The sequence below is a fragment of the Modestobacter sp. VKM Ac-2977 genome, from assembly GCF_026968045.1.
In the GTDB taxonomy this organism is placed as follows: Bacteria; Actinomycetota; Actinomycetes; order Mycobacteriales; family Geodermatophilaceae; genus Modestobacter.
In genome coordinates this window covers 602284-623309 of sequence record NZ_JAPVBQ010000003.1, presented here as the reverse complement: position 1 = coordinate 623309, position 21026 = coordinate 602284, and the positions used below count along the sequence as shown (strand labels likewise).

The following is a 21026-nucleotide window of genomic DNA, read 5'->3' as shown; positions in this document are numbered from 1 at the left end:
GCGAGCGGGCCCCCATCAGCTCGGAGGACTCGATGTTGCAGCGGGCCAGACACCTGGTCGACCGCGCCCGGGAGCGCATCCGGGCCGCCGCCGAACACGATCCGCACGCCTGGCCCGACGGCACCGTGCTGGTCCTGGAGGACGGCAGCCGCGCCGTCGTCGACCACGTCGAGGAGCCGCACTCGGGTGACGGCCACCACGCCACCGGCGCCCCGGTCCGCGACGCTGCTCCCCTCGCCCCCGGCAGCCCGCACCCCGACGCCCCGGACGTCGACGTCCCCGGCGGGGTCAGCGGCCCCCCGGCACCGGGTGGCCCACCCCTGGCGCCCGGCCGGGACCGCAGCCGGGGCAGCCTGCTGGCACCGGAGTCCGCTCCCCGGACCGTCGAGCGGGACGTCCCCTACGGGCTGCGGGTCGCCGCGGCCTGGTCCTGGCGGACGGTGGCCGTCGTGGCCGCGCTCTACCTGCTGCTGCGCGCCGCCGGCTACGTCGCCGTCGTCATCGTGCCGGTCATCGTGGCGCTGCTGCTGGCCGCACTGCTCCAGCCGGGCGCGGTCTTCCTGCGGCGCAGCGGCTGGCCGACGTCACTGGCCGCGTTCACCATGCTCGTCGTCGGCGTGGGCGTGGTCGCCGGGATCGTCACCCTCGTGGTCGAGGAGTTCGCCGCCGGCTACGCCGACCTCGTGTCCCAGGTCGACGAGGGGCTCACCCAGGTCCAGGACTACGTCACCCGCACCTTCCCGGTCACCGACGGCCAGATCACCGACGCGGTCGAGAGCGCCAACCAGGCCATCGCGGACAACCAGGACGTGCTCACCTCCGGCGCGCTGACCACCGCCGCGACCGTCGGCGAGGTGCTCACCGGCGCCCTGCTGGCCCTGTTCACCCTGTTCTTCTTCCTGATGGACGGCCGGCAGATCTGGCTGTGGGTGGTCGGGCTGACCCCGGCGAACTCGCAGGCCTACCTGGACGAGGCGGCCCGCCGGTCCTGGCGCACGCTCATCTCCTACGTGCGGGCCACCGTGGGGGTCGCCGCCTTCGACGCCGTCTTCATCGGCATCGGCCTGGTGTTCCTCGGGACGCCGCTGGTCGTGCCGCTGGCCGCGCTGGTCTTCCTCGGCGCGTTCATCCCGATCATCGGGTCGTTCCTGGCCGGCACGGTCTCGGTGCTGGTCACCCTGGTCGCCGTCGGACCGGTCCGGGCGCTGATCGCCCTGGGGATCATCGTGCTGATCATGCAGCTGGAGAGCCACGTGCTGCAGCCCCTGCTGCTGGGCCGCGCGGTCTCGGTGCACCCGCTGGCCGTCGTCCTCGGCATCGCCGCGGGGCTGCTGATCGGCGGGATCTTCGGCGCGCTCATCGCCGTCCCGGTGATCGCCTGCGGCAACGTGGCGGGCACCTACCTGTCCCGGCGGCACGAGGGACCCCGGCCACCGCAACCGGACACCCGCCGCGCCCGCCGACCGGTCACCGCCCGCTGACGCCGCAGGTCGACGGCGCGGCTCGACCCCTGCTGGGCCGGGCCAACCCGCCCGGGATGGCGTGAGGCCGCGGCAGCACGCGGCTCAACCCCTGCCGGCGCGGGTCGACCCGCACGCGCGGAGGGCGGCCGGCCGGTCGCTCAGGCGGTGATGCGCCCCTCGACGGCGGCCAGGGCGATGTCGGTGCGCCAATGGGCGCCGGCCAGCCTGACGGCGGCGAGCCGCTCGTAGACGGTCTGCCGTGCCGCGGCCAGGTCGTCGCCGACCGCGGTGACCGCGAGCACCCGCCCCCCGGCCGAGTGCACCAGGCCGTCGGCGCCCAGTGCCGTGCCGGCGTGCAGGACGCCCTCGCCGTCGGCGCCGGTGATCGGGTCACCGAGGCGCGGCCGCTCGGGGTAGCCCGAGGCGGCGACGACGACGGTGACCGCTGCCCCGTCCCGCCAGCGCAGCGGCGGCTGCTCGGCCAGCGTGCCGGTGGCCGCGGCGTACAGCAGCCCGGCCAGCGGGGTCTCCAGCAGCGGCAGCACGACCTGGGTCTCCGGGTCGCCGAACCGGGCGTTGAACTCCACCACGCGCACGCCGCGCGAGGTCAGTGCCAGCCCGGCGTAGAGCAGGCCGCTGAACGGCTCCCCGCGGCGGGCCATCTCGTCGATCGTGGGCTGCAGGACGGTGGTGCGGACCTGCTCGACCAGCCCCTCGGGCGCCCAGGGCAGTGGGGCGTAGGCACCCATCCCGCCGGTGTTGGGCCCGCCGTCGCCGTCGTCCCGGCGCTTGTGGTCCTGGGCGGGCAGCAGCGGCACCACCGTCGTCCCGTCGGACAGGGCGAACAGCGACACCTCCGGGCCGTCGAGGAACTCCTCGATGACCACCGAGTGCCCGGCGTCCAGCACCGCTCGCCCGTGGGCGACGGCCGCCGCGCGGTCGGTGGTGACCAGCACGCCCTTGCCGGCCGCCAGCCCGTCGTCCTTGACGACGTAGGGGGCGCCCGCCTCGTCCAGCGCGGTCTCCAGCTCGGCCGTCCCACCGACGGCCCAGAACTGCGCCGTCGGGACCCCGGCGGCGGTCATCACGTGCTTGGCGAAGGCCTTGGACCCCTCGATCTGCGCGGCCTGGGCCGACGGGCCGAAGCAGGCGATCCCGGCCTCGCGCACCGCGTCGGCGGCGCCGGCGACCAGCGGCACCTCCGGGCCGACCACGACCAGGTCGGCCTGCCACTCGACGGCGAGGGCGCTGACCGCCACCGGGTCAGCGGCGTCGAGCGGGAACGCCTGGGCCAGGGTGACGGTGCCGGCGTTCCCTGGTGCGCAGGCCAGCGCCGTGACGGCGGGGTCGGACTGCAGAGCCACGCACAGGGCGTGCTCCCGGGCACCGGAACCGATCACGAGGACGCGCACCGGGCGAACCTACCCACCGGCGCCCGACCCACCAAGATGGCCATTTCGGTGGGGGGTCACCGCCCGGGCCGGGCGCGCAGCTGCCGGTGCAGCGCCCGCAGCCGGGCCGACTCGGCCGCGCGGGCCCGGGCGTCGGCGCGCAGCTCCTGCCGGTGGGCCTCGGCCTGCAGCGTGCGCCAGGCGACGAACCGCGCGGGGTCCAGGTCGCCGCGGTCGATCGCGGCCGCCACCGCACACCCGGGCTCGGTGCGGTGCGCGCAGTCCCGGAAGCGGCACCCGGCCGCCCAGTCGGCCACATCGGCGTAGGTCGCCGACAGCCCCTCGCCGTCGGCCAGCGCCAGCTCGCGCATCCCGGGGGTGTCGATCAGCAGCCCGCCGCCGGGGAGCGGGTGCAGCTCCCGCGCCGTGGTGGTGTGCCGGCCGCGCCCGTCGCCGCGGGTCCCGGCGACCGCGGCCACCGGCCGGCCGGCCAGGGCGTTGAGCAGGCTGGACTTGCCCACGCCGGAGGGGCCGACCATCGCCGCGGTGCACCCGGCCGGGACGCGCGCCCGCACGGCGGCGAGCCCGCTGCCGGTGACCGCGCTGACCGGCAGGACGTCGACGCCGACGGCGTCCTCGGCGACCTGCGCCACCGCGGCCGGCACGTCGGCGCACAGGTCGGCCTTGGTCAGGACGACGACCGGCGTCGCCCCGCTGGCCCAGGCGACGGCGAGGTACCGCTCGATCCGCCGCAGCCTCGCCTCGGCCCCCAGGGCGTCGACCACGAGGACGACGTCGACGTTCGCCGCGACCACCTGCGCAGCGGACCCGCGGCCGGCCGCCGTGCGCACGAAGGCGGTGCGCCGCGGCAGCACCCGCACCGCCTGCTCACCGCGCAGCACCACCCAGTCCCCGACCGCGGGCGGGGTCCCCGCGTGCACCGCACCGGCACAGCTGACCCGGCGCTCGCCCTCGGCGTTGAGCACGGTGAGCCGGCCGCGGTCGACCCGGGCCACCCGGGCCACCTCCCCGCCGTCGGGGAGCCCGGTGACGCGCTCTCCTGCACCTGACCCTGCTGAGACATCCCTCACACGGGTCATGCTCGTCTCCAGGTGAGGGCGCTGTCCCCCGATTTGTCCTCATGAAGTCGGCGCGCGTTCAGCCCCCGGACAGCGAACTGGGTTTCCCTGGAGCCATGCAGGAGACCGGCCTGAAGGCCGTTCACTCGCCCCGCCAAGAGCGCTCACCGCGCATCATCGGGCACCGCGGTGCCCCCAGCTACCGCCCCGAGCACACCGTGGCCAGCTACGAGCTGGCGATCGACCTGGGCGCCGACCTGATCGAGCCCGACGTCGTGGTGACCCGGGACGGCCAGCTCGTGGCCCGCCACGAGAACGAGCTCTCCCGGTCGACCGACGTGGCCCGGCACCCCGAGTTCGCCGACCGCCGCCGCACCCAGGAGGTGGACGGCGAGGAGCTGACCGGCTGGTTCAGCGAGGACTTCACCCTCGCCGAGCTGCGCACCCTGCGCGCGGTCGAGCGGCTGCCCGGGATGCGGCCGATGAACACCGCCTACGACGGCCGGTTCGGCATCCTGACCCTGGCCGAGGTCGTGGAGGTGGTCCGGCGCCGCTCCACGCCCGGCCGCCAGGTGCGGGTGCAGGCGGAGCTGAAGTGCCCGGCCTGGTTCGCCGCGCAGGGGCTCCCGATGACCGAGCTGGTCGCCGCGGAGCTGCGCCGGCTGGACGCGACCCGGTCCGACGGCTCCGTCGTCGTCATGGCCTTCGAGCAGGCGGCGCTGCGCGAGCTGCGGGCCGACCTCGGCAGCGACGGCCCCCGGCTGGTGCAGCTGATCGAGGAGGAGGGCCGCCAGGACGCCCTCGTCAGCCCCTCGGGCCTGCGCGAGGTCTCCACCTACGCCGACGGGATCGCGCCGCACAAGGGCCGGATCCTGCTGCACGGCGCCGACGGCGGGCTGGTCGGCGTCTCGGACCTGATCACCCAGGCGCACCGGGCAGGGCTCACGGTCGAGCCGTGGACGCTGCGGCCGGAGAACGTGTTCCTCCCCAGCCACCTGCGCCGCGGCGGCGACCCCCGCGGGCTGGGCGACGCCCAGACCGAGGCCCGGCTGCTCTTCGCCCTGGGCGTCGACAGCGTGATCACCGACGCGCCGGAGACCGCCCACCGGGCCCGTGCGGAGCTCTCCGCCGCCGCCATGGCCCCGGTGCGCCCCCGGGTCTGACCGCCCCCGCCGGGCCGGGCGGACCGGACCCGGTCGATGGCGGAGGCGATCATGCGCTGGTTGACTCGGCTCATGACGTCGATCCCGGAGCCGGACTCCCCCCTCGACCCGGACCAGCCGGTGCCCGACGACGCAGGCGAGCTCCTGCCGGACACCCCGGACACGCTGCCGCCCCCGCCGATCGAGTCGACCCCGGACGACCCCGGCGGCGACACCGGCGGCGTCCCCGAGCCCGCCTGACGCCCACGGCCCCGCTGCAGGGGCCCGCTGCGAGCTTGCGAGCGGTGGGGACAGCGGGGTCCTTCCTCTAGTCGATCAGGTCGTGCAGGACGACGTTCTCGTCCCGCCCGGGGCCGACGCCGATGACGCTGACCCGGGCGCCGGAGAGCTCCTCGAGCCGGCGCACGTAGGCCTGCGCGTTGGCCGGCAGGTCCTCGAATCGGCGGCAGGCGGTGATGTCCTCGAACCAGCCGGGCATCTCCTCGTAGATCGGCTTCGCGTGGTGGAAGTCGGTCTGCGTCATCGGCATCTCGTCGTGCCGCACCCCGTCGACGTCGTAGGCGACGCAGATCGGCACCGTCTCCAGCCCGGAGAGGACGTCGAGCTTGGTGAGGAAGTAGTCGGTGATGCCGTTGACCCGGCTGGCGTAGCGGGCGACCACGGCGTCGAACCAGCCGCACCGCCGGTCGCGGCCGGTGGTCACGCCGACCTCGCCGCCGTGCTTGCGCAGGTACTCGCCCCACTGGTCGTGCAGCTCGGTCGGGAAGGGCCCGGAGCCCACGCGGGTCGTGTAGGCCTTGAGGATGCCGACGACGCGGCTGATCCGGGTCGGGCCGACGCCGGCCCCGACGGCCGCCCCACCCGCGGTCGGGTTGGACGACGTCACGAACGGATAGGTGCCGTGGTCGACGTCCAGCAGCGTGCCCTGCGAGCCCTCCAGCAGCACCCACTCGCCCGCGTCGAGGGCCTTGCCCAGCAGCAGCCGGGTGTCGACGATGCGGTGCTTGAGCGCCTCGGCGTAGGCCGCGTACTCCTCGACCACCTCGTCGACGTCGATGGCCTTGCGGTTGTAGACCTTGACCAGGACCTGGTTCTTCTCCTGCAGCGTGCCCTCGAGCTTCTGCCGCAGGATCGACAGGTCGAGCAGGTCCTGCACCCGGATGCCGGTGCGGGCCACCTTGTCGCCGTAGGCCGGGCCGATGCCGCGGCCGGTGGTGCCGATCTTGCGCTGGCCGAGGAACCGCTCGGTGACCCGGTCCAGAGCGCGGTGGTGCGGCATGATCAGGTGCGCGTCAGAGGAGATCACCAGGCGCGAGGTGTCCACCCCACGCTCCTCCAGGCCGGCGAGCTCGCCGATGAGCACCTCGGGGTCGATGACCACGCCGTTGCCGATGACCGGCGTGCAGCCCGGGGTGAGGATCCCGCTGGGGATCAGGTGCAGCGCGTACCTCTCGCCGTCCGGGGTGATCACGGTGTGGCCGGCGTTGTTGCCACCCTGGTAGCGCACGACGTACGGGACGCGGCCGCCCAGCAGGTCGGTGGCCTTGCCCTTGCCCTCGTCGCCCCACTGGGCGCCGATCAGCACGACTGCCGGCATCGGGGGGTTCTCCTCGTTCGTCGCGTCTGCCCAAGACACCGGCGGTTCCCGGCTGGCCAGGTGGCAGGGTATCGGCATGCCCGCGACTCAGCTCGACCTGCGCGGCCTGGCGGCGGTCCAGCCGCCGTCGCGCCGGCACGTCGCCTCGGTGGTGGACGGCGCCGACGCGGTGCACGTGCTGGGCCCGGTGCCGGCGCTGGCCGCCGTCCTGACCCGGTTGTGGAAGACCGAGCGGCTGCCCGCCGTGCCGGTGAGCTGGGAACCCGCGGACGACCCGGCGTCCACCGGGCTGGCCCGTTCCCTGGGCGTCGGCACCGGGGCCGAGCGGGAACTGCCGCTGGTCCGCGACGACCACGGCGGCGTGCTGCTGCACACCGGCCTGGTGACCGCGCACGGCGCGGCGCGCCGTGTCCTCGCCCGCCGGTTCGGCGCCCGGGCGTACTGCGACGACACCCGGGTGGCCGACGGCTCGATCACCCGGATCGACGTCCGACCGGACTGGACGGCGGTGGACCGGATCGGCGTGACGGTGGTGACGCTGCCGCTGCGCCCGGTGCGCCGGGCCGTCGGCCGGGCGCTGCAGCTCGCCTCCGACCCCGCACAGGTCAGCCGGGACGGCGTCCCGTTCGACCGCCAGGTGGTGAAGTGGACCTGGTACGCCGACGACCGGGTGCGCTGGCGGCTGCGCCCCTAGGCGGAGGGCGCTCGGTGCGTCCGACATCGTGGACACTGGGGGTTCCGCCCCGCTCGAGAGGTCCCGCTGTCGCCGTGCCACCCCTCCACCCCTTCTCGGCCGCGTCGCCGGTGAGCACCGAGCGCCCGCCCGGCTTCGGCCCCGTGGCGCCCGCCGTCCCCCGCTCGGCCGGACGCCGGGTGCTGGACCGGTTGCTCGCCCGCCCGGGCATCGGCGCGCTGTTCGGGGTGCTGGTGCTCGCCGTCTTCTTCGGGCTGCAGGCACCGGGGCTGATCAGCTCCGGCGGCCTGGCCACCGTGCTCGACGTCGCCGCCCCGCTGGGCATCGGCGGGGTGGCGGTCGCGCTGCTGCTGGTCGCCGGCCAGTTCGACCTGTCCATCGGGGTCGTCGCGGTGGGCAGCAGCCTGGTCACCGCGCTGCTGGTGACCCAGCTCGGCCTCGGCATCTGGCCGGCCCTGCTGGTGTCGCTGCTCGCCGCCCTGCTGGTCGGGGCGGCCAACGGGCTGCTCGTGGTCACCACCGGGCTGCCCAGCTTCCTGGTGACGCTGGCGACGTTCCTCGTGCTGCAGGGCGCCTCGCTGGCCGGGGCCGCCGCGATCGCAGGGTCCTCGCGGATCACCGGACTGTCGGACGCGCCGGGCTGGGAGTCGGCGCTGGCGGTGTTCGGGGCCACCGCGCAGCTGGGTGACGGACGGTTCCGCATCTCGCTGCTCTGGTGGCTGCTGGCCACCGTCCTGACCACCTGGCTGCTGTGGCGCACCCGCTTCGGCAACGCCGTCTTCGCCAGCGGCGGCGCCAGCCGGGCGGCCCGGGAGCTGGGCGTCCCGGTCGCGCGCACGACGGTCCTGCTGTTCCTGGGCACCGCCGCGGCCGGCTGGCTGATCGGCACCCTGACCCTGGTCCGGCTCGGCGGCGTGCAGGTCGATCCGGCCCTGGGCGACGAGATCGAGTTCATCGTGGTCGCGGTGATCGGCGGCTGCCTGCTCACCGGCGGGTACGGCTCCACCGTGGGCGCCGCGCTGGGGGCGCTGCTGTACGCCGTGGCCCGGGAGGGCATCTCGCTGGCCGACTGGGACCCGCGCTGGTTCCAGGCCTTCCTCGGGATGCTGCTGCTGGTGGCCCTGCTGGTCAACGGCGTGGTCCGCCGCCGGCTCCGCTCGGTGCCCCGCTCATGAGCACGGCCTCCCCCCTGTCCCCGCACCACTCCCCGGCGCCGGTCGTGGAGCTGCGCGGGGTGACGGTCCGCTTCGGCAGCGTGCCGGCGTTGTCCCGGGTGTCGCTGGCCCTGCGCGCCGGCGAGGTGGTCTGCGTGCTCGGGGAGAACGGCTCGGGCAAGTCGACGCTGGTCGCCGTCCTCTCCGGCCTGCAGCAGCCGGCCGAGGGCGAACTGCTGGTCGACGGCCGGCCGGAGCGCTTCCGGTCGCCGCAGCAGGCTCGCGCCTGCGGGATCGCCACGGTCTGGCAGGACCTGGCGATCGCGCCGCTGATGTCGGTCTGGCGCAACTTCTTCCTCGGCGCCGAACCGACCCGCGGCCTGTGGCCGTTCCGTCGGCTGGACGTCGGGCGGGCCGAGGAGATCACCTCGCGGGCGATGGCCCGGGTGGGCGTCCCGGGGCTCGACCCCGGTCAGGCCGCCAGCGCGCTGCAGGCCGGTGAGCGGCAGAGCCTGGCGATCGCCCGCGCCCTGCACTTCGGTGCCCGCGCGCTGGTCATCGACGAGCCGACCGCACCCATGACGGTGGCCCAGCGGGCACTGGTGCTGCAGTCGGTGGTGTCCGCCCGCGAGGCGGGGCTCGCCGTGCTGTTCGTGACCCACAACCCGCAGCACGCGCACCTGGTCGGCGACCGCTTCCTGCTGCTCGGCGGTGGGCGGGTGGCCGGCGACCTGACCCGGGAGGACGTCGACGTGCACGACCTGACCCGGCTGGTCGCCGGCGGGGACGAGCTCTCCCGGCTGGGCGACTCGCTGCGGGCCGCCCAGCGCGACCGCTGAGCTGGCGTCCGCGGGCTACGCGCTGGAGGACCCCCGGCCGCCGATCGACGAACTCGACGCCGGCCGGGGTGCGCGGCCGCGCCATCCTGGTGCCCTGACTCCCCCGGTGGGGCCGGGAGACCTCCCGGCCCCACCGGGGGCACCTCAGGTGAAGATGCTGACGCCTCCGGGGCCGACCAGCAGCCCGAGGACGATCAGCACGATCCCCCAGACGATCTGCTTGCGGACGACCGCGACGATCCCCGCGACGACCAGGACGACGGCGAGGATCCAGAGCAACGTGGCCATGGCTGGCCTCTCTTCTCTAGGCGGCGCCCCGTGGCACCGACTGGATCTTGACGCTAACGAGACCGCCGGGTCTCGGCATCAGGACGATCAAGATCCGTATCTTGGCGGGCGTCCTGCCACTGGCCGCGCCGACTGAGGAGTTGCGGTCGCCGACTCGCGCGGACACGCCACAGGGAGCGACCGGAACTGCTCAGTCGGCGGCGGGATGCTGCGCAGACCGATTGGTCAGGGGGCCAGCGTCGGGTCGCAGTCGCGCAGCAGCTGGGTGCACCGCTCCTGCTCGTCGACCTCGCCGATCCGCCCGGCCGCCGTGGCGAGCACGGTGACGCAGCGCAGGAAACCGCGGTTCGGCTCGTGCGACCACGGCACCGGGCCGTAGCCCTTCCAGCCGTTGCGGCGCAGCGCGTCCAGCCCGCGGTGGTACCCGGTGCGGGCGTAGGCGTAGGCCTCGATGGTGCGGCCGGCCTCCAGCGCGGTCTCGGCGAGCGCGGCCCAGGCGGCGCTGGAGGTGGGGTGCCCCGCCGCGACCTCGGCCGGGTCGGCGCCGGCAGCCAGCGCGTCGTCGGCCTCCGGGATGCCCGGCAGCAGGGTGGCCGGCGGCTCGCCGAGCAGGTTGTGGTGTGCGTGGGTCATGGCTCAGGCCGCCTGCGACCGGCCGGCGGACAGCAGGTGCTCGCAGGCCTCCACGATCCGGTCGGCCATGCTCGCCTCGGCCAGCTTCATGTAGGTGCGCGGGTCGTAGGTCTTCTTCACGCCGACCTCGCCGTCGACCTTGAGGACGCCGTCGTAGTTGCTGAACATGTGCCCGGCGATCGCCCGGGTCAGCGCGTACTGGGTGTCGGTGTCGACGTTCATCTTCACCACGCCGTAGGAGAGCGCCTCGCGGATCTCCTCGAGCGCGGAGCCGGAACCGCCGTGGAACACCAGGTTGAACGGCTTGGCGCCGTCCCCGAGGCCGAACTGCTCGGCGACGACGGCCTGGCCGCGCTCGAGCACGTCGGGGCGGAGCTTCACGTTGCCCGGCTTGTAGACCCCGTGCACGTTGCCGAAGGTCGCCGCCAGCAGGTAGACGCCCTTCTCCCCGAGCCCGAGGGCCTCGGCGGTGCGCACGAAGTCGCCGTCGGCGGTGTAGAGCTTCTCGTTGATCTCGTGGGCGACGCCGTCCTCCTCGCCGCCGACGACGCCGATCTCCACCTCGAGCACGATCTTGGCCGCCGCACACTTCTCGATGAGCTCCTGGGCGATCTCCAGGTTCTCGGTGAGCTCGACGGCCGATCCGTCCCACATGTGCGACTGGAACAGCGGCTCCTTGCCGGCGTCCACCCGCTCCTGGGAGAGGGCGATCAGCGGCCGGACGTAGCTGTCCAGCTTGTCCTTGGGGCAGTGGTCGGTGTGCAGCGCCACCTGGACGGGGTACTTGTCGGCGACCACGTGCGCGAACTCGGCCAGCGCGACCGCACCGGTCACCATGTCCTTCACCCGGGTGCCCGAGCCGAACTCCGCGCCCCCGGTGGAGAACTGGATGATCCCGTCACTGCCGGCGTCGGCGAAGCCGCGCAGCGCGGCGTTGATCGTCTCGGACGAGGTGCAGTTGATCGCCGGATAGGCGAACCCGCCTTCCTTTGCCCGGGCGAGCATGTCGGCGTAGACCTCGGGTGTCGCGATCGGCATGCCCGCACCTTAGTGGAGCCGACCGCCACCGGACGCACCGCTCATCGGCCGCTCCGGGGCAGCGCCGTGAGGGCGGGGAAGTCCCTCAGCCCTGCTCGATGCGGCTGACGGCGCGGGCGGCGACCACCACCGGGTCGTAGGTGGGCGAGAACGGCGGGGCGTAGGAGAGGTCGCTGCCGGCGAGCTCCTCGGCGGTCATCCCCGCCCAGATTGCGGTGGCCAGGACGTCGATCCGCTTGGCCGACCCCGGCCCGCCGACCACCTGCGCCCCGAGCAGCTGCCCGGAGCCCGCCTCGGTGACCAGCTTGACCGCGATCTCCTCGGCGCCGGGGAAGTAGCCGGCCCGGGTGGTCGCCTCGATGATGTCGGTGCGGTAGGCGAACCCGGCCTCCTCGGCCTGGGTGGTGCACAGACCGGTGCGGCCGATCTCCAGCTCGCGCACCTTGGTCACCGCGGTGCCGAGCACCCCGGCGAACCGGGCCGGCCGGCCACCGATCACCGAGCCCGCGACCCGGCCCTGCTTGTTGGCGTGCGTGCCCAGCGCGACGTGGGTGACCTCACCGGTGACCCGGTGGAACGTCTGCGCGCAGTCGCCGGCGGCGAAGACCTCCGGGTGGTCCCGGCAGCGCTGGCTCCGGTCGACGTCGACCGCGCCGGTCGGCCCGACCGCCAGCCCGGACCCGGCGGCCAGGGACGCCTCCGGACCCATGCCGAGCCCGAGGACGATCAGGTCGGCCTCGTAGGTGCCGACGTCGGTGCGCACCCCGCAGGCCCGGCCGTCGGCGTCGACGAGCACCTCCCGCACCGCCTGGTCGGCGTGCACCGTCATGCCCATCGCCCCGAGGGCGGCGCAGACCCGCTCGCCCATGTCGGTGTCCAGCAGCGCCATCGGCAGCGGGTCGGCCAGGACGACGGTGACCTCCAGGCCCCGGTCCTGCAGGGCCTCGGCCATCTCCAGCCCGATGTAGCCGCCGCCGAGGACCAGCCCGCGCCGCGGGCCGTCGGCGGGCAGCCGGTCGATCGCCGCCCGGATGGCCGCGCCGTCGTCCAGCCGGTGCACGCCGAACACCCCGGGGGCGTCCAGGCCGGGGATCGGGGGCCGGCTCGGCCGGCCGCCGGTGGCGACGACCAGCCGGTCGTAGCCGAACCGCGCGCCCCCGCGGGCGTGCACCACACCGGCGTCCAGGTCGATCGCCTCGGCCCGCGTGCCGATGTGCACGGTGATGTCGGCGGCGGCGAACTGCGCCGGCGTCCGGGCGATGAGGTCGTCCCGGTCGCTCACCTGCCCGGCGACCCAGTAGGGGATGCCGCAGGCGGAGTAGGAGACGACGTCGCTCTGCTCCAGGACGACGATCTCCAGCTCGGCCGCCGTGCGCAGCCGCCGGGCCTGGGCGGCCGCCGACATCCCGGCCGCGTCGCCGCCGACCACCACCAGTCGCTCGGTCATGCCCTGCAGCCTCCCACCGCCGGACGTCTCAGGCGCCGATGAGGCCCGAGACGGCGGCCAGGTCGCCGCCGGAGGCCCGGCGGAACATCTTCCCGGGGTTGAGGAGCCCCGCCGGGTCCAGCGCGTGCTTGATCGCCTGGTGGACCGAGAGGGAGACCTGGCCGATCTCCCGCTCCAGCCAGTCGGCCTTGATCGTGCCCACCCCGTGCTCACCGGTGATGGTGCCGCCGAGGGAGAGGCCGAGTTCCAGGATCGCGTCGAAGGCGGCGTAGGCCCGGGTGCACTGGTCGGGGTCGGCGCCGTCGAAGACGACGGTGGGGTGCATGTTGCCGTCGCCGGCGTGCCCGACCACCCCGACCACCAGCCCGGCGGTGGCGGCGATCGCGTCGCAGCCGTCGACGAACGTGGCCACCCGCGACCGCGGGACGGCGACGTCGTCGAGCAGCAGGCTGCTGCCCAGCCGCTCCAGGGCCGGCAGCGCCATCCGCCGGGCGGTCATCAGCAGGTCGCCCTCGGCCGGGTCGTCGGTGGAGTGCACGAAGTCCGCCCCGGCCTCCTCGCACAGCCGGGTCAGCGCCGCGATCTCGGCGAGCGCCACGTCTCCGCCGCTGTCGGACTGGGCCAGCAGCAGCGCCGCCGCGTCGCGGTCCAGGTCGGCCCTCATCAGGTCGTCGACCGCGCGGATGCAGGTGCGGTCCATCACCTCGAGCATGCTCGGCACCAGGCCGCTGGTGACCACCCGCTCGACCACCTGGCCGGTCTGCGCGCTGGTGCCGAAGCTGGCGACCAGGGTGACCGGTGGCTGCGGGGCGGGGCGCAGGGCCAGCGTCGCCTCGGTGATCACGCCCAGCGTGCCCTCGGAGCCGACGAACAGCCGGGCCAGGTCGTACCCGGCGACGCCCTTGACGGTGCGCCGTCCGGTGCGCAGCACCCGGCCGTCGGCGAGCACGACCTCCAGGCCGAGCACGTAGTCGGTGGTGACGCCGTACTTGACGCAGCACAGCCCGCCGGAGTTCATCGCCAGGTTGCCGCCGAGGGTGCACCAGTCGTAGCTGGCCGGGTCCGGCGGGTAGAACAGCCCGTGCTCCCGGACGGCGTCGCGCAGGGTCTTGTTCACCACGCCGGCCTGGACGACGGCGAGCCGGTCGGCCGGGGCCACCTCCAGGACGGCGTCCATCCGGGTCAGGGCCAGGGTGATGCACCCGTCGACGGCGTTGGCCGCGCCGACCAGCCCGGAGCCGGCGCCCCGCGGCACCACCGGTACCCCGTGCCGGCTGGCCAGCCGGAGCACCGCCGACACCTCCTCGGTGCTGCGCGGCAGCGCCACCGCGGCCGGCAGCCCCGCCTCGGCGAGCATCGCCTGGTCGCGTGCGTAGGCGGCGGTGACGTCGGGATCGGTGAGCACGCTGTCCGGGCCCAGGGCGTCCTGGAGCTCGCGGACCCACGTCGTCGTGAGGGCGGTCACACGGTCACCGTACGTCTCGCCGGCGCCCTCCTTCAGGAGAGGCCGAGATCCGCCAGCTCGAACGCCGCGCGGTACTCCAGGCCGGCCGCCTCGACGGCCGCGCGGGCGCCGCGGTCGACGATCACGGCCACGCCCAGCACCTCGGCGCCGGCCTCCTGCAGCGCCTCGACGGCGGTGAGCGGGCTGCCGCCGGTGGTGGAGACGTCCTCGACCACCAGCACCGTGCGGCCGGCCACGTCGGGCCCCTCGATCCGCCGCTGCATCCCGTGCGCCTTGGTCGCCTTGCGCACCACGCAGGCGTCCAGGAACCCCTCGCCGTCCGAGGCGGCGTGCAGCATCGCGGCCGCGACCGGGTCGGCGCCCAGGGTGAGCCCGCCGACCACGTCGTAGCGCAGGTCGCCGGTGAGCTGGCGCATCACCCGGCCCACCAGGGGGGCGGCCTCGTGGTGCAGCGTCACCCGGCGCAGGTCGATGTACCAGTCGGCCTCCTGACCGGAGGAGAGGGTCACCCTTCCGTGCACGACGGCGAGGTCGACGATGAGCTCGAGCAGCCGGTCGCGGTCGGGGTGGGCCGGAGCAGGGACGTTCATCCCGCCGACCCTACTGGGGCCGGCGGACGGGCGACCCCGCCGGTCGGCACGGCTCAGCCGGCCGGGGCGAGCACCTGGTCGATGACGTAGACCGTGGCGTTCGCCGTGGGCACGTTGCCGCAGACCACGGTCGCCGGGGCGGCGCCGGCCAGGGTGCCCTCGACGGCGACCGTCGGCGCCTCGGCCGTCCCGGCGACGGTGACCGGGTCGCCGTTGAGCGTGACGTGCTCGCCGACGAGGTCGGCCGGCGCCAGCCGACCGGGCAGGACGTGGTGGGTCAGCAGCGAGGTGAGCCGGGGGACGTCACCGAGCAGCGCGGGCAGCGCATCGGGGCCCAGCGCATCGAAGGCGGCGTTCGTCGGCGCCAGCACGGTGACCTCCTCGCGGGTGTTGAGCACGTCGACCAGGTTGGCCGCGCCGACGGCCGCGGTGAGGGTGCTGAGCTGCGGGTTGGCGCCCACCACCGCGCTCACCGGCTGGGTGGCCAGGTCCGCCGGCGCACCGCCGGCCGCGGGGAAGACCTGCTCGCAGCCCGGTCCGATCGGGCCGGTGGGCGTCGCAGCCGCCTCCGGCGTCGGTGCGGCGCTGGTCTCGGCCGCCGTGACACTGGGGGTGGCGCGCGCGGTCGGTTCGTCGGACCCACTGCAGCCGGCCAGCCCGGCCAGCAGGACCGGGACGGCGAGGAGCCCACCGATCCGGGACGGGACGACGGCTCGGGTCTGCCGGGGGGCCATCACTGCGACTGTCCTCCTGGTCTCGGTCACCACACGCTCACGGTGGTCCTGGTCCTGCTGCTGGCGCCGGCCAGGACGCCGCCAGCATCGCATCCGGCGCGGCAGGCGACCGAGCTGCCGCCCCGGCGTGCCACCCTGACGCGGTGAGCAGCAGCCCTCCGCCCTCCGGTCCGGCCCGCCCGGAGACCCCCGCCTCGGTCAAGGTCTCCATCGCGGTGCTCGCCGCGCTCGCCCTGCTGCTCCTGCTCAACGCGCTGCTCACGTTCGTCGTCCGGGACACCGTGATCGACACCCTCGCCGATGCCCAGCCGGGCTCGCCGCGCTCCGACGCCGAGCGGGCCGTGCTCCTGAACCTGGTCCAGGCCGTGGTGTTCGGGGTGCTGGCCGCCGTCTCCGCGGTCTCCCTCGCCCACGGCCGGGCGTGGGCGCGGTGGACCGGGCTGGCCGTCAGCCTGCCGCTGGGGCTGCTGACCCTCGGCGCGACCTTCCTGACCGGTGGCGTGGCGGCCTCGTCGCTGCTGGTGCTGGTGCTCTGCGCGGCTGCTGCCACCAGCCTGCTGGCCCGGACGACGGCTGCGTGGGCCTCGTCCGGCCCACGCAGCCGCTCCTCCCGCTGACGGGGGTCAGAAGCGGTTCCGGCGCTGCGTCTCCGCCTTGTACCAGTCACTGGAGGGCTTGAGCGCCAGGAGCACGATCCCCGCGATGGTGAGCAGCAGGCCGATCACGCCGAGGAAGCCGAGGGCCGATGCCCCCAGCAGGCTGAACAGCACGCTCAGGCCACCCAGCACCCAGAGGACGATGCGCGCCCAGTTGTGCCCCTTCCAGGCGAAGAACAGCACCAGCAGGTAGGCCGCCGTCAGGACGAGGCCGATGCCCGCGCCGATGGTGAGCGCCGCCGAGGCCTCGTCGCGGGTGAGCGCCTGGTCGGCGATCAGGTCGTCGATCTGCGAGTCGAGGCTGGTGAAGGTGATGATCGAGCTGATCAGCCCGAGGATCGTGTTCGCCAGGAACGCACCGATCCCGGCCTTGACGGTGGTCGGTCGTTCCGTCGGGGCATCCGGGGCGTCGCCGTACTGGGCGCCGGGTGCGGCGGGGTAGGCGTACTGGCCCGGCTGCTCCGGCCCGCCCTGCCCGTAGCCGGGCTGCTGCCCGTAGCCGGGCTGCTGCCCGTAGCCGGGCTGCTGCCCGTAGCCCGGCTGCTGCCCGTAGGGGGGCTGCTGGCCGTACGGGGGCTGCTGTCCGGAGCCGCCCTGCTGGGGGTCCTGCGGTCCTGACGTCATGACGCTCCTCGGATCACTGCTGTACGTGAATTCCTGATCATGGCGCATCCCCGGCGTGCCGGCACCGGCCCTGTCCCGCGGTCACCCCTTCCTCACCCGCCTGCGCCGGGCCGGCGACGACCGTGCCCGCCGTCGGGACGGCGGGCACGCGCCTCACTCCCCGGTGCCGGGGCCGAGCGCCGGCGGGGTCGGTGCCGGGACGGGCCCCGCGGTCGGCTCCCCGGTCACCGGCCCCGAGGTGACGGTCAGCCCGGCGTCGCCGTCGGCCACGTCGGCCGCCCAGTCGACGACGACGTCGTCGCCGTCGCGGATCTCCCCGGCGAGCAGCGCCCGGGCGAGCTGGTCACCGATGGCCGACTGCACCAGCCGGCGCAGCGGCCGGGCCCCGTAGACCGGGTCGAAGCCGTTGAGCGCCAGCCACTCCCGGGCGGCGTCGGTCACCCGCAGGGTGAGCCGGCGGGCCGCCAGCCGGCGGGCGAGCACCTCGACCTGGATGTCGACGATCCCGACGAGCTCGTCGGAGCCGAGCGCGCGGAACGTGACGACGTCGTCGAGCCGGTTCAGGAACTCCGGCTTGAAGTGCGCCCGCACCACGTCCTGCACCGCCCGCTGCTTCTGCTCGTCGGGGACCGACTGGTCGGCGATCACCTGCGACCCCAGGTTGGAGGTCAGCACGAGCAGCGTGCTGCGGAAGTCGACCGTGCGGCCCTGCCCGTCGGTGAGCCGGCCGTCGTCGAGGACCTGCAGCAGCACGTCGAAGACGTCGGGATGCCCCTTCTCCACCTCGTCGAGCAGCACCACCGTGTACGGGCGGCGGCGCACCGCCTCGGTGAGCTGGCCACCCGCCTCGTAGCCGACGTACCCGGGCGGGGCGCCGACCAGCCGGGCCACCGAGTGCTTCTCGGAGTACTCGCTCATGTCGATGCGGACCATCGCCCGCTCGTCGTCGAACAGGAACTCCGCCAGCGCCTTGGCCAGCTCGGTCTTGCCGACGCCGGTGGGCCCCAGGAACAGGAAGGAGCCGGTCGGCCGGTCCGGGTCGGCGACGCCGGAGCGCGCCCGGCGCACGGCGTCGGAGACGGCGCGGACGGCGTCGGGCTGGCCGACGACCCGCTTCGCGAGCTCCTCCTCCATCCGCAGCAGCTTCTGCGTCTCCCCCTCCAGCAGCCGGCCGGCGGGGATCCCGGTCCAGGCCTGGACGACCTCGGCGATGTCGTCGGCGCCGACCTCCTCCTTGAGCATCGAGTCGCTGGCCGCGACCGACGTCTCGGCCTCGGACAGCGCCCGCTCCAGCGCGGGCATCCGGCCGTAGCGCAGCTCGGCGACCCGGGCGAGGTCGCCGTCCCGCTCGGCGCGCTCGGCCTCCAGGCGCACCCCCTCGAGCTCCTCCTTGGTGTGCTGGATCCGGTCGATCGCGGTCTTGTCCTGCTGCCAGCGGGCAGTCAGCTCGCCGAGCGTCTCGCGGCGGTCGGCCAGCTCCTCGCGGAGCGCCGCCAGCCGCTGGAGGGACGCCGGGTCGTCCTCCTTGGCAAGCGCCATCTCCTCGATCTCCAGCCGGCGCACGACCCGCTCGACCTCGTCGACCTCGACCGGCCGGCTGTCGATCTCCATCCGCAGCCGGCTGGCGGCCTCGTCGACGAGGTCGATCGCCTTGTCGGGGAGGAAACGGGCCGTGACGTACCGGTCCGACAGGGTGGCCGCGGCGACGATGGCGCCGTCGGTGATCCGCACCCCGTGGTGCACCTCGTAGCGCTCCTTGAGGCCGCGCAGGATGCCGATCGTGTCCTCGACCGACGGCTCCCCGACGTAGACCTGCTGGAAGCGGCGCTCCAGTGCCGGGTCCTTCTCGATGTGCTCGCGGAACTCGTCGAGCGTGGTCGCGCCGACCATCCGCAGCTCACCGCGGGCGAGCATCGGCTTGATCATGTTGCCGGCGTCCATCGCCGAGTCGCCGCTGGCGCCGGCCCCGACGATGGTGTGCAGCTCGTCGATGAAGGTGACGACCTGCCCCTCGGCCTCGGTGATCTCCTGGAGAACGGCCTTGAGCCGCTCCTCGAACTCACCGCGGTACTTGGCCCCGGCGACCATCGCGCTCAGGTCCAGCGCCATGAGCCGCTTGCCCTTGAGGCTCTCCGGCACGTCGCCGGCGACGATCCGCTGGGCCAGGCCCTCGACGATCGCGGTCTTCCCGACCCCGGGCTCGCCGATCAGGACGGGGTTGTTCTTGGTGCGCCGGGAGAGCACCTGCACCACCCGGCGGATCTCCGTGTCCCGCCCGATGACCGGGTCCATCCGGCCCTCGCGGGCGCGGGCGGTCAGGTCCACGGCGTACTTCTCCAGGGCCTGGAAGGTGCTCTCCGGGTCGGGGCTGGTGACCTTGCGGTTGCCGCGGACGGTGCGGAACGCCGCGACGAGGGCGTCACGGGTGGCCCCGGCACTGGTCAGGACGGCGCCGGCCTCACCGTCGGTGGTGGCCAGGCCGACCAGCAGGTGCTCGGTGGAGACGTACTCGTCGCCCAGCGCGCTGGCCTGCTCCCCGGCGGCGTTGATCGCCCGGAGCAGCTCCCGGGACGGCGCGGGGGCGGCCACGGTGGAGCCGCTGACACTCGGCATCCGGCGCAGCGCGGCGTCGGCCTTGGCCCGGACGTCGGCCGGGTCGGCGCCGGTGGCCTGCAGGAGCGGCCCGGCGATGCCGTCGGCCTGCTCGAGCAGGGCGACCAGCAGGTGCAGGGGCTCGAGGGCCGCCTGGCCCCGGTCGACCGCCAGCCGCTGAGCGGCGGCGACGGCCTCCTGCGAACGGGTGGTGAGCTTGCTCTGCATGGCGGGTGGGCCTGTCCTCTCCTGCGGCACGGGACGGTTCGTGGAGTCCAACGGATCAGGACTTGAGTCTGTTCCACTCAACCTGAACGCGTCCAGGGCCGCCCCGCAGGCCGCCAGAGACCTCCGACCCTGGCAGAAAAGCCGACGAGATGGGCCACATGGCTGCCTGCCGCCGGATCGCGCCCTACTCTTGCCCCATGACAGACACCCCGTCGCCGAGCGTCGCTCTCGACGATCAGCTCTGTTTCGCGCTCTACGCCGCCTCGCGGGCGGTCACGGCCCGCTACCGGCCCATGCTGGACGAGCTGGGGGTCACCTATCCCCAGTACCTGGTCCTCATGCTGCTGTGGGAGGAGGACGGGCAGACCGTCGGCCAACTGGGCGCCCGCCTGGCGCTGGACTCCGGCACCCTGTCCCCCCTGCTCAAGCGACTCACCGCCGCGGGGCTGGTGACCCGGCACCGCCGGGCCGACGACGAGCGGTCCGTCTCCGTCCGGCTCACCGACGCGGGCCGGGCCCTCGAGGCCCCCGCGTGCGCGATCTCCGCGGAGATGATCGACGCCCTGGCGCTGAACCAGCAGCAGTTCGACGAGCTGAAGAGCCAGCTGCGGCTGATCACCGAGCGGGTCGCCGACACCCGCGCGAGCGCCCCCGCCTGAAGGAGGCCCCCGCTGCCCCCCACCACTCCCGAGCTCGCGGCGGGACCCTGCAGCGGGGCCGGACGGGGAGAGGCCGGTCCGGTGGCGGGAACACCGGCGGCCCGGAACGGTTGACCCCGTCAGAACCGGTGCCCGGTCCCGGCGCAGCCCCGCGTCGCGACCGCCACCGACGAGGAGGAGGTCCGATGCCCACCCGTACCGCACGCACCGCCTGGAACGGCTCTCTGCAGGAGGGCTCCGGCCAGGTCGAGCTGTCCAGCTCGAAGGTCGGCACGTTCGACGTCAGCTTCCCCAAGCGGGCGGCCGAGGAGGCCGGGGGCACCACCAGCCCCGAGGAGCTCATCGCCGCCGCCCACTCGTCCTGCTACGCCATGGCGCTGTCCAGCGAGATCGGCAAGGCCGGCGGCACGACGCAGTCGCTCGAGGTGAGCGCCGACGTGACCCTGGGCCAGCAGGACGGCGCCCCGACGATCACCGCCATCGCGCTGACCGTGCGCGGCGAGGTCGACGGGCTCGACGCCGCCGGGTTCGACAAGGCAGCCCAGGCCGCCAAGGCCGGGTGCCCGGTGAGCAAGGCGCTGGCCGCCGTGGACATCAGCCTGGACGCCGCGCTCCTCTGAAGAAGGACCCCCCTTCCCCCACCCTTCGCAGGCTCAGGGTGGGCCCTTGAAGGGGGGCCGGAACGCACGGAG

At 74.6% G+C, this 21026-nt stretch carries 21 protein-coding genes; 9 read left to right on the top strand and 12 right to left on the bottom strand.

Translation table 11 applies throughout. The features are described 5' to 3' along the window. Nucleotides 1-32 precede the first annotated feature (32 nt). Nucleotides 33-1481 carry an AI-2E family transporter gene (locus O2V63_RS15805; protein WP_269168511.1) on the top strand — a complete coding sequence of 483 codons (1449 nt, stop codon included), beginning with the start codon at nt 33-35 and terminating at the stop codon, nt 1479-1481. 140 nt (nt 1482-1621) lie between these two features. On the opposite strand, the gene purD is transcribed toward O2V63_RS15805, so the two are convergent. Both purD and rsgA read right to left on the bottom strand, forming a co-directional pair. Beyond that, entirely contained in the window at nt 1622-2875 is a 1254-nt protein-coding gene (gene purD / locus O2V63_RS15800; RefSeq protein WP_269168510.1) for a phosphoribosylamine--glycine ligase, read from the bottom strand. A gap of 56 nt (nt 2876-2931) precedes the next feature. After that, nucleotides 2932-3870, bottom strand: a complete 939-nt coding sequence (rsgA, locus tag O2V63_RS15795; RefSeq protein ID WP_269168509.1) for a ribosome small subunit-dependent GTPase A — start codon at nt 3868-3870, stop codon at nt 2932-2934. 179 nt (nt 3871-4049) lie between these two features. Here rsgA and O2V63_RS15790 point away from each other — a divergent pair, with 179 nt between their 5' ends. Together O2V63_RS15790 and O2V63_RS15785 are read left to right on the top strand one after the other, a co-directional pair. After that, nucleotides 4050-5096 (top strand): glycerophosphodiester phosphodiesterase family protein, encoded by a 1047-nt coding sequence (locus tag O2V63_RS15790; RefSeq protein ID WP_269168508.1) that lies wholly within the window; start codon nt 4050-4052, stop codon nt 5094-5096. Nucleotides 5097-5168: 72 nt separating this feature from the next. Then, a complete protein-coding gene (locus O2V63_RS15785; RefSeq protein WP_269168507.1) occupies nt 5169-5336 on the top strand; it encodes a hypothetical protein in 168 nt (55 codons plus the stop codon). 67 nt (nt 5337-5403) lie between these two features. On the opposite strand, the gene O2V63_RS15780 is transcribed toward O2V63_RS15785, so the two are convergent. Further along, on the bottom strand, nt 5404-6693 hold the full coding sequence (locus O2V63_RS15780; protein WP_269168506.1) for an adenylosuccinate synthase: 1290 nt from the start codon (nt 6691-6693) through the stop codon (nt 5404-5406). Nucleotides 6694-6769: 76 nt separating this feature from the next. On the opposite strand from O2V63_RS15780, the gene O2V63_RS15775 reads away from it, so the two are divergent. From O2V63_RS15775 to O2V63_RS15765, 3 genes are all read left to right on the top strand, one after another. Beyond that, complete coding sequence (locus O2V63_RS15775) at nt 6770-7387, top strand: hypothetical protein (RefSeq protein ID WP_269168505.1); 618 nt, start codon at nt 6770-6772, stop codon at nt 7385-7387. A 74-nt stretch (nt 7388-7461) separates the two neighbouring features. Further along, nucleotides 7462-8562, top strand: coding sequence for an ABC transporter permease (locus O2V63_RS15770; RefSeq protein ID WP_269168504.1), 1101 nt, complete (start codon nt 7462-7464; stop codon nt 8560-8562). Next, nucleotides 8559-9380: an ATP-binding cassette domain-containing protein gene (locus O2V63_RS15765; protein ID WP_269168503.1), complete on the top strand. Its 822-nt coding sequence runs from the start codon at nt 8559-8561 to the stop codon at nt 9378-9380. The genes O2V63_RS15770 and O2V63_RS15765 overlap by 4 nt, the downstream gene beginning before the upstream one ends. Nucleotides 9381-9524: 144 nt before the next feature. Here the strand turns inward: O2V63_RS15765 and O2V63_RS15760 are convergent, their stop codons facing one another. From O2V63_RS15760 to O2V63_RS15730, 7 genes are all read right to left on the bottom strand, one after another. Further along, entirely contained in the window at nt 9525-9668 is a 144-nt protein-coding gene (locus tag O2V63_RS15760) for a GPGG-motif small membrane protein (RefSeq protein WP_269168502.1), read from the bottom strand. Between the two features lie 225 nt (nt 9669-9893). Then, the gene (locus tag O2V63_RS15755) at nt 9894-10301 is read right to left on the bottom strand and encodes a DUF3151 domain-containing protein (RefSeq protein ID WP_036336356.1); all 408 of its coding nucleotides are present in this window, start codon (nt 10299-10301) and stop codon (nt 9894-9896) included. Nucleotides 10302-10304: 3 nt separating this feature from the next. After that, complete coding sequence (gene fbaA, locus O2V63_RS15750) at nt 10305-11339, bottom strand: class II fructose-bisphosphate aldolase (RefSeq protein WP_036336355.1); 1035 nt, start codon at nt 11337-11339, stop codon at nt 10305-10307. An 85-nt stretch (nt 11340-11424) separates the two neighbouring features. Beyond that, nucleotides 11425-12786 (bottom strand): FAD-dependent oxidoreductase, encoded by a 1362-nt coding sequence (locus O2V63_RS15745; RefSeq protein ID WP_269168501.1) that lies wholly within the window; start codon nt 12784-12786, stop codon nt 11425-11427. A gap of 28 nt (nt 12787-12814) precedes the next feature. Next, a complete protein-coding gene (locus O2V63_RS15740) occupies nt 12815-14251 on the bottom strand; it encodes an FAD-binding oxidoreductase (RefSeq protein WP_269168500.1) in 1437 nt (478 codons plus the stop codon). 32 nt (nt 14252-14283) lie between these two features. Further along, nucleotides 14284-14841 (bottom strand): orotate phosphoribosyltransferase, encoded by a 558-nt coding sequence (gene pyrE / locus O2V63_RS15735; protein ID WP_269168499.1) that lies wholly within the window; start codon nt 14839-14841, stop codon nt 14284-14286. Nucleotides 14842-14894: 53 nt separating this feature from the next. Beyond that, entirely contained in the window at nt 14895-15575 is a 681-nt protein-coding gene (locus O2V63_RS15730) for a fasciclin domain-containing protein (protein WP_269168498.1), read from the bottom strand. A gap of 143 nt (nt 15576-15718) precedes the next feature. Here O2V63_RS15730 and O2V63_RS15725 point away from each other — a divergent pair, with 143 nt between their 5' ends. Further along, nucleotides 15719-16192 (top strand): hypothetical protein, encoded by a 474-nt coding sequence (locus O2V63_RS15725; protein ID WP_269168497.1) that lies wholly within the window; start codon nt 15719-15721, stop codon nt 16190-16192. A 6-nt stretch (nt 16193-16198) separates the two neighbouring features. Here O2V63_RS15725 and O2V63_RS15720 read toward each other — a convergent pair whose 3' ends face one another. Further along, nucleotides 16199-16855, bottom strand: coding sequence for a hypothetical protein (locus O2V63_RS15720; protein WP_269168496.1), 657 nt, complete (start codon nt 16853-16855; stop codon nt 16199-16201). A gap of 153 nt (nt 16856-17008) precedes the next feature. Next, the gene (clpB, locus tag O2V63_RS15715) at nt 17009-19675 is read right to left on the bottom strand and encodes an ATP-dependent chaperone ClpB (RefSeq protein WP_269168495.1); all 2667 of its coding nucleotides are present in this window, start codon (nt 19673-19675) and stop codon (nt 17009-17011) included. A 197-nt stretch (nt 19676-19872) separates the two neighbouring features. Here clpB and O2V63_RS15710 point away from each other — a divergent pair, with 197 nt between their 5' ends. Beyond that, nucleotides 19873-20334 carry a MarR family winged helix-turn-helix transcriptional regulator gene (locus tag O2V63_RS15710; RefSeq protein WP_269168494.1) on the top strand — a complete coding sequence of 154 codons (462 nt, stop codon included), beginning with the start codon at nt 19873-19875 and terminating at the stop codon, nt 20332-20334. A 185-nt stretch (nt 20335-20519) separates the two neighbouring features. Continuing rightward, on the top strand, nt 20520-20954 hold the full coding sequence (locus O2V63_RS15705) for an OsmC family protein (protein ID WP_036336349.1): 435 nt from the start codon (nt 20520-20522) through the stop codon (nt 20952-20954). Nucleotides 20955-21026 lie beyond the last annotated feature (72 nt).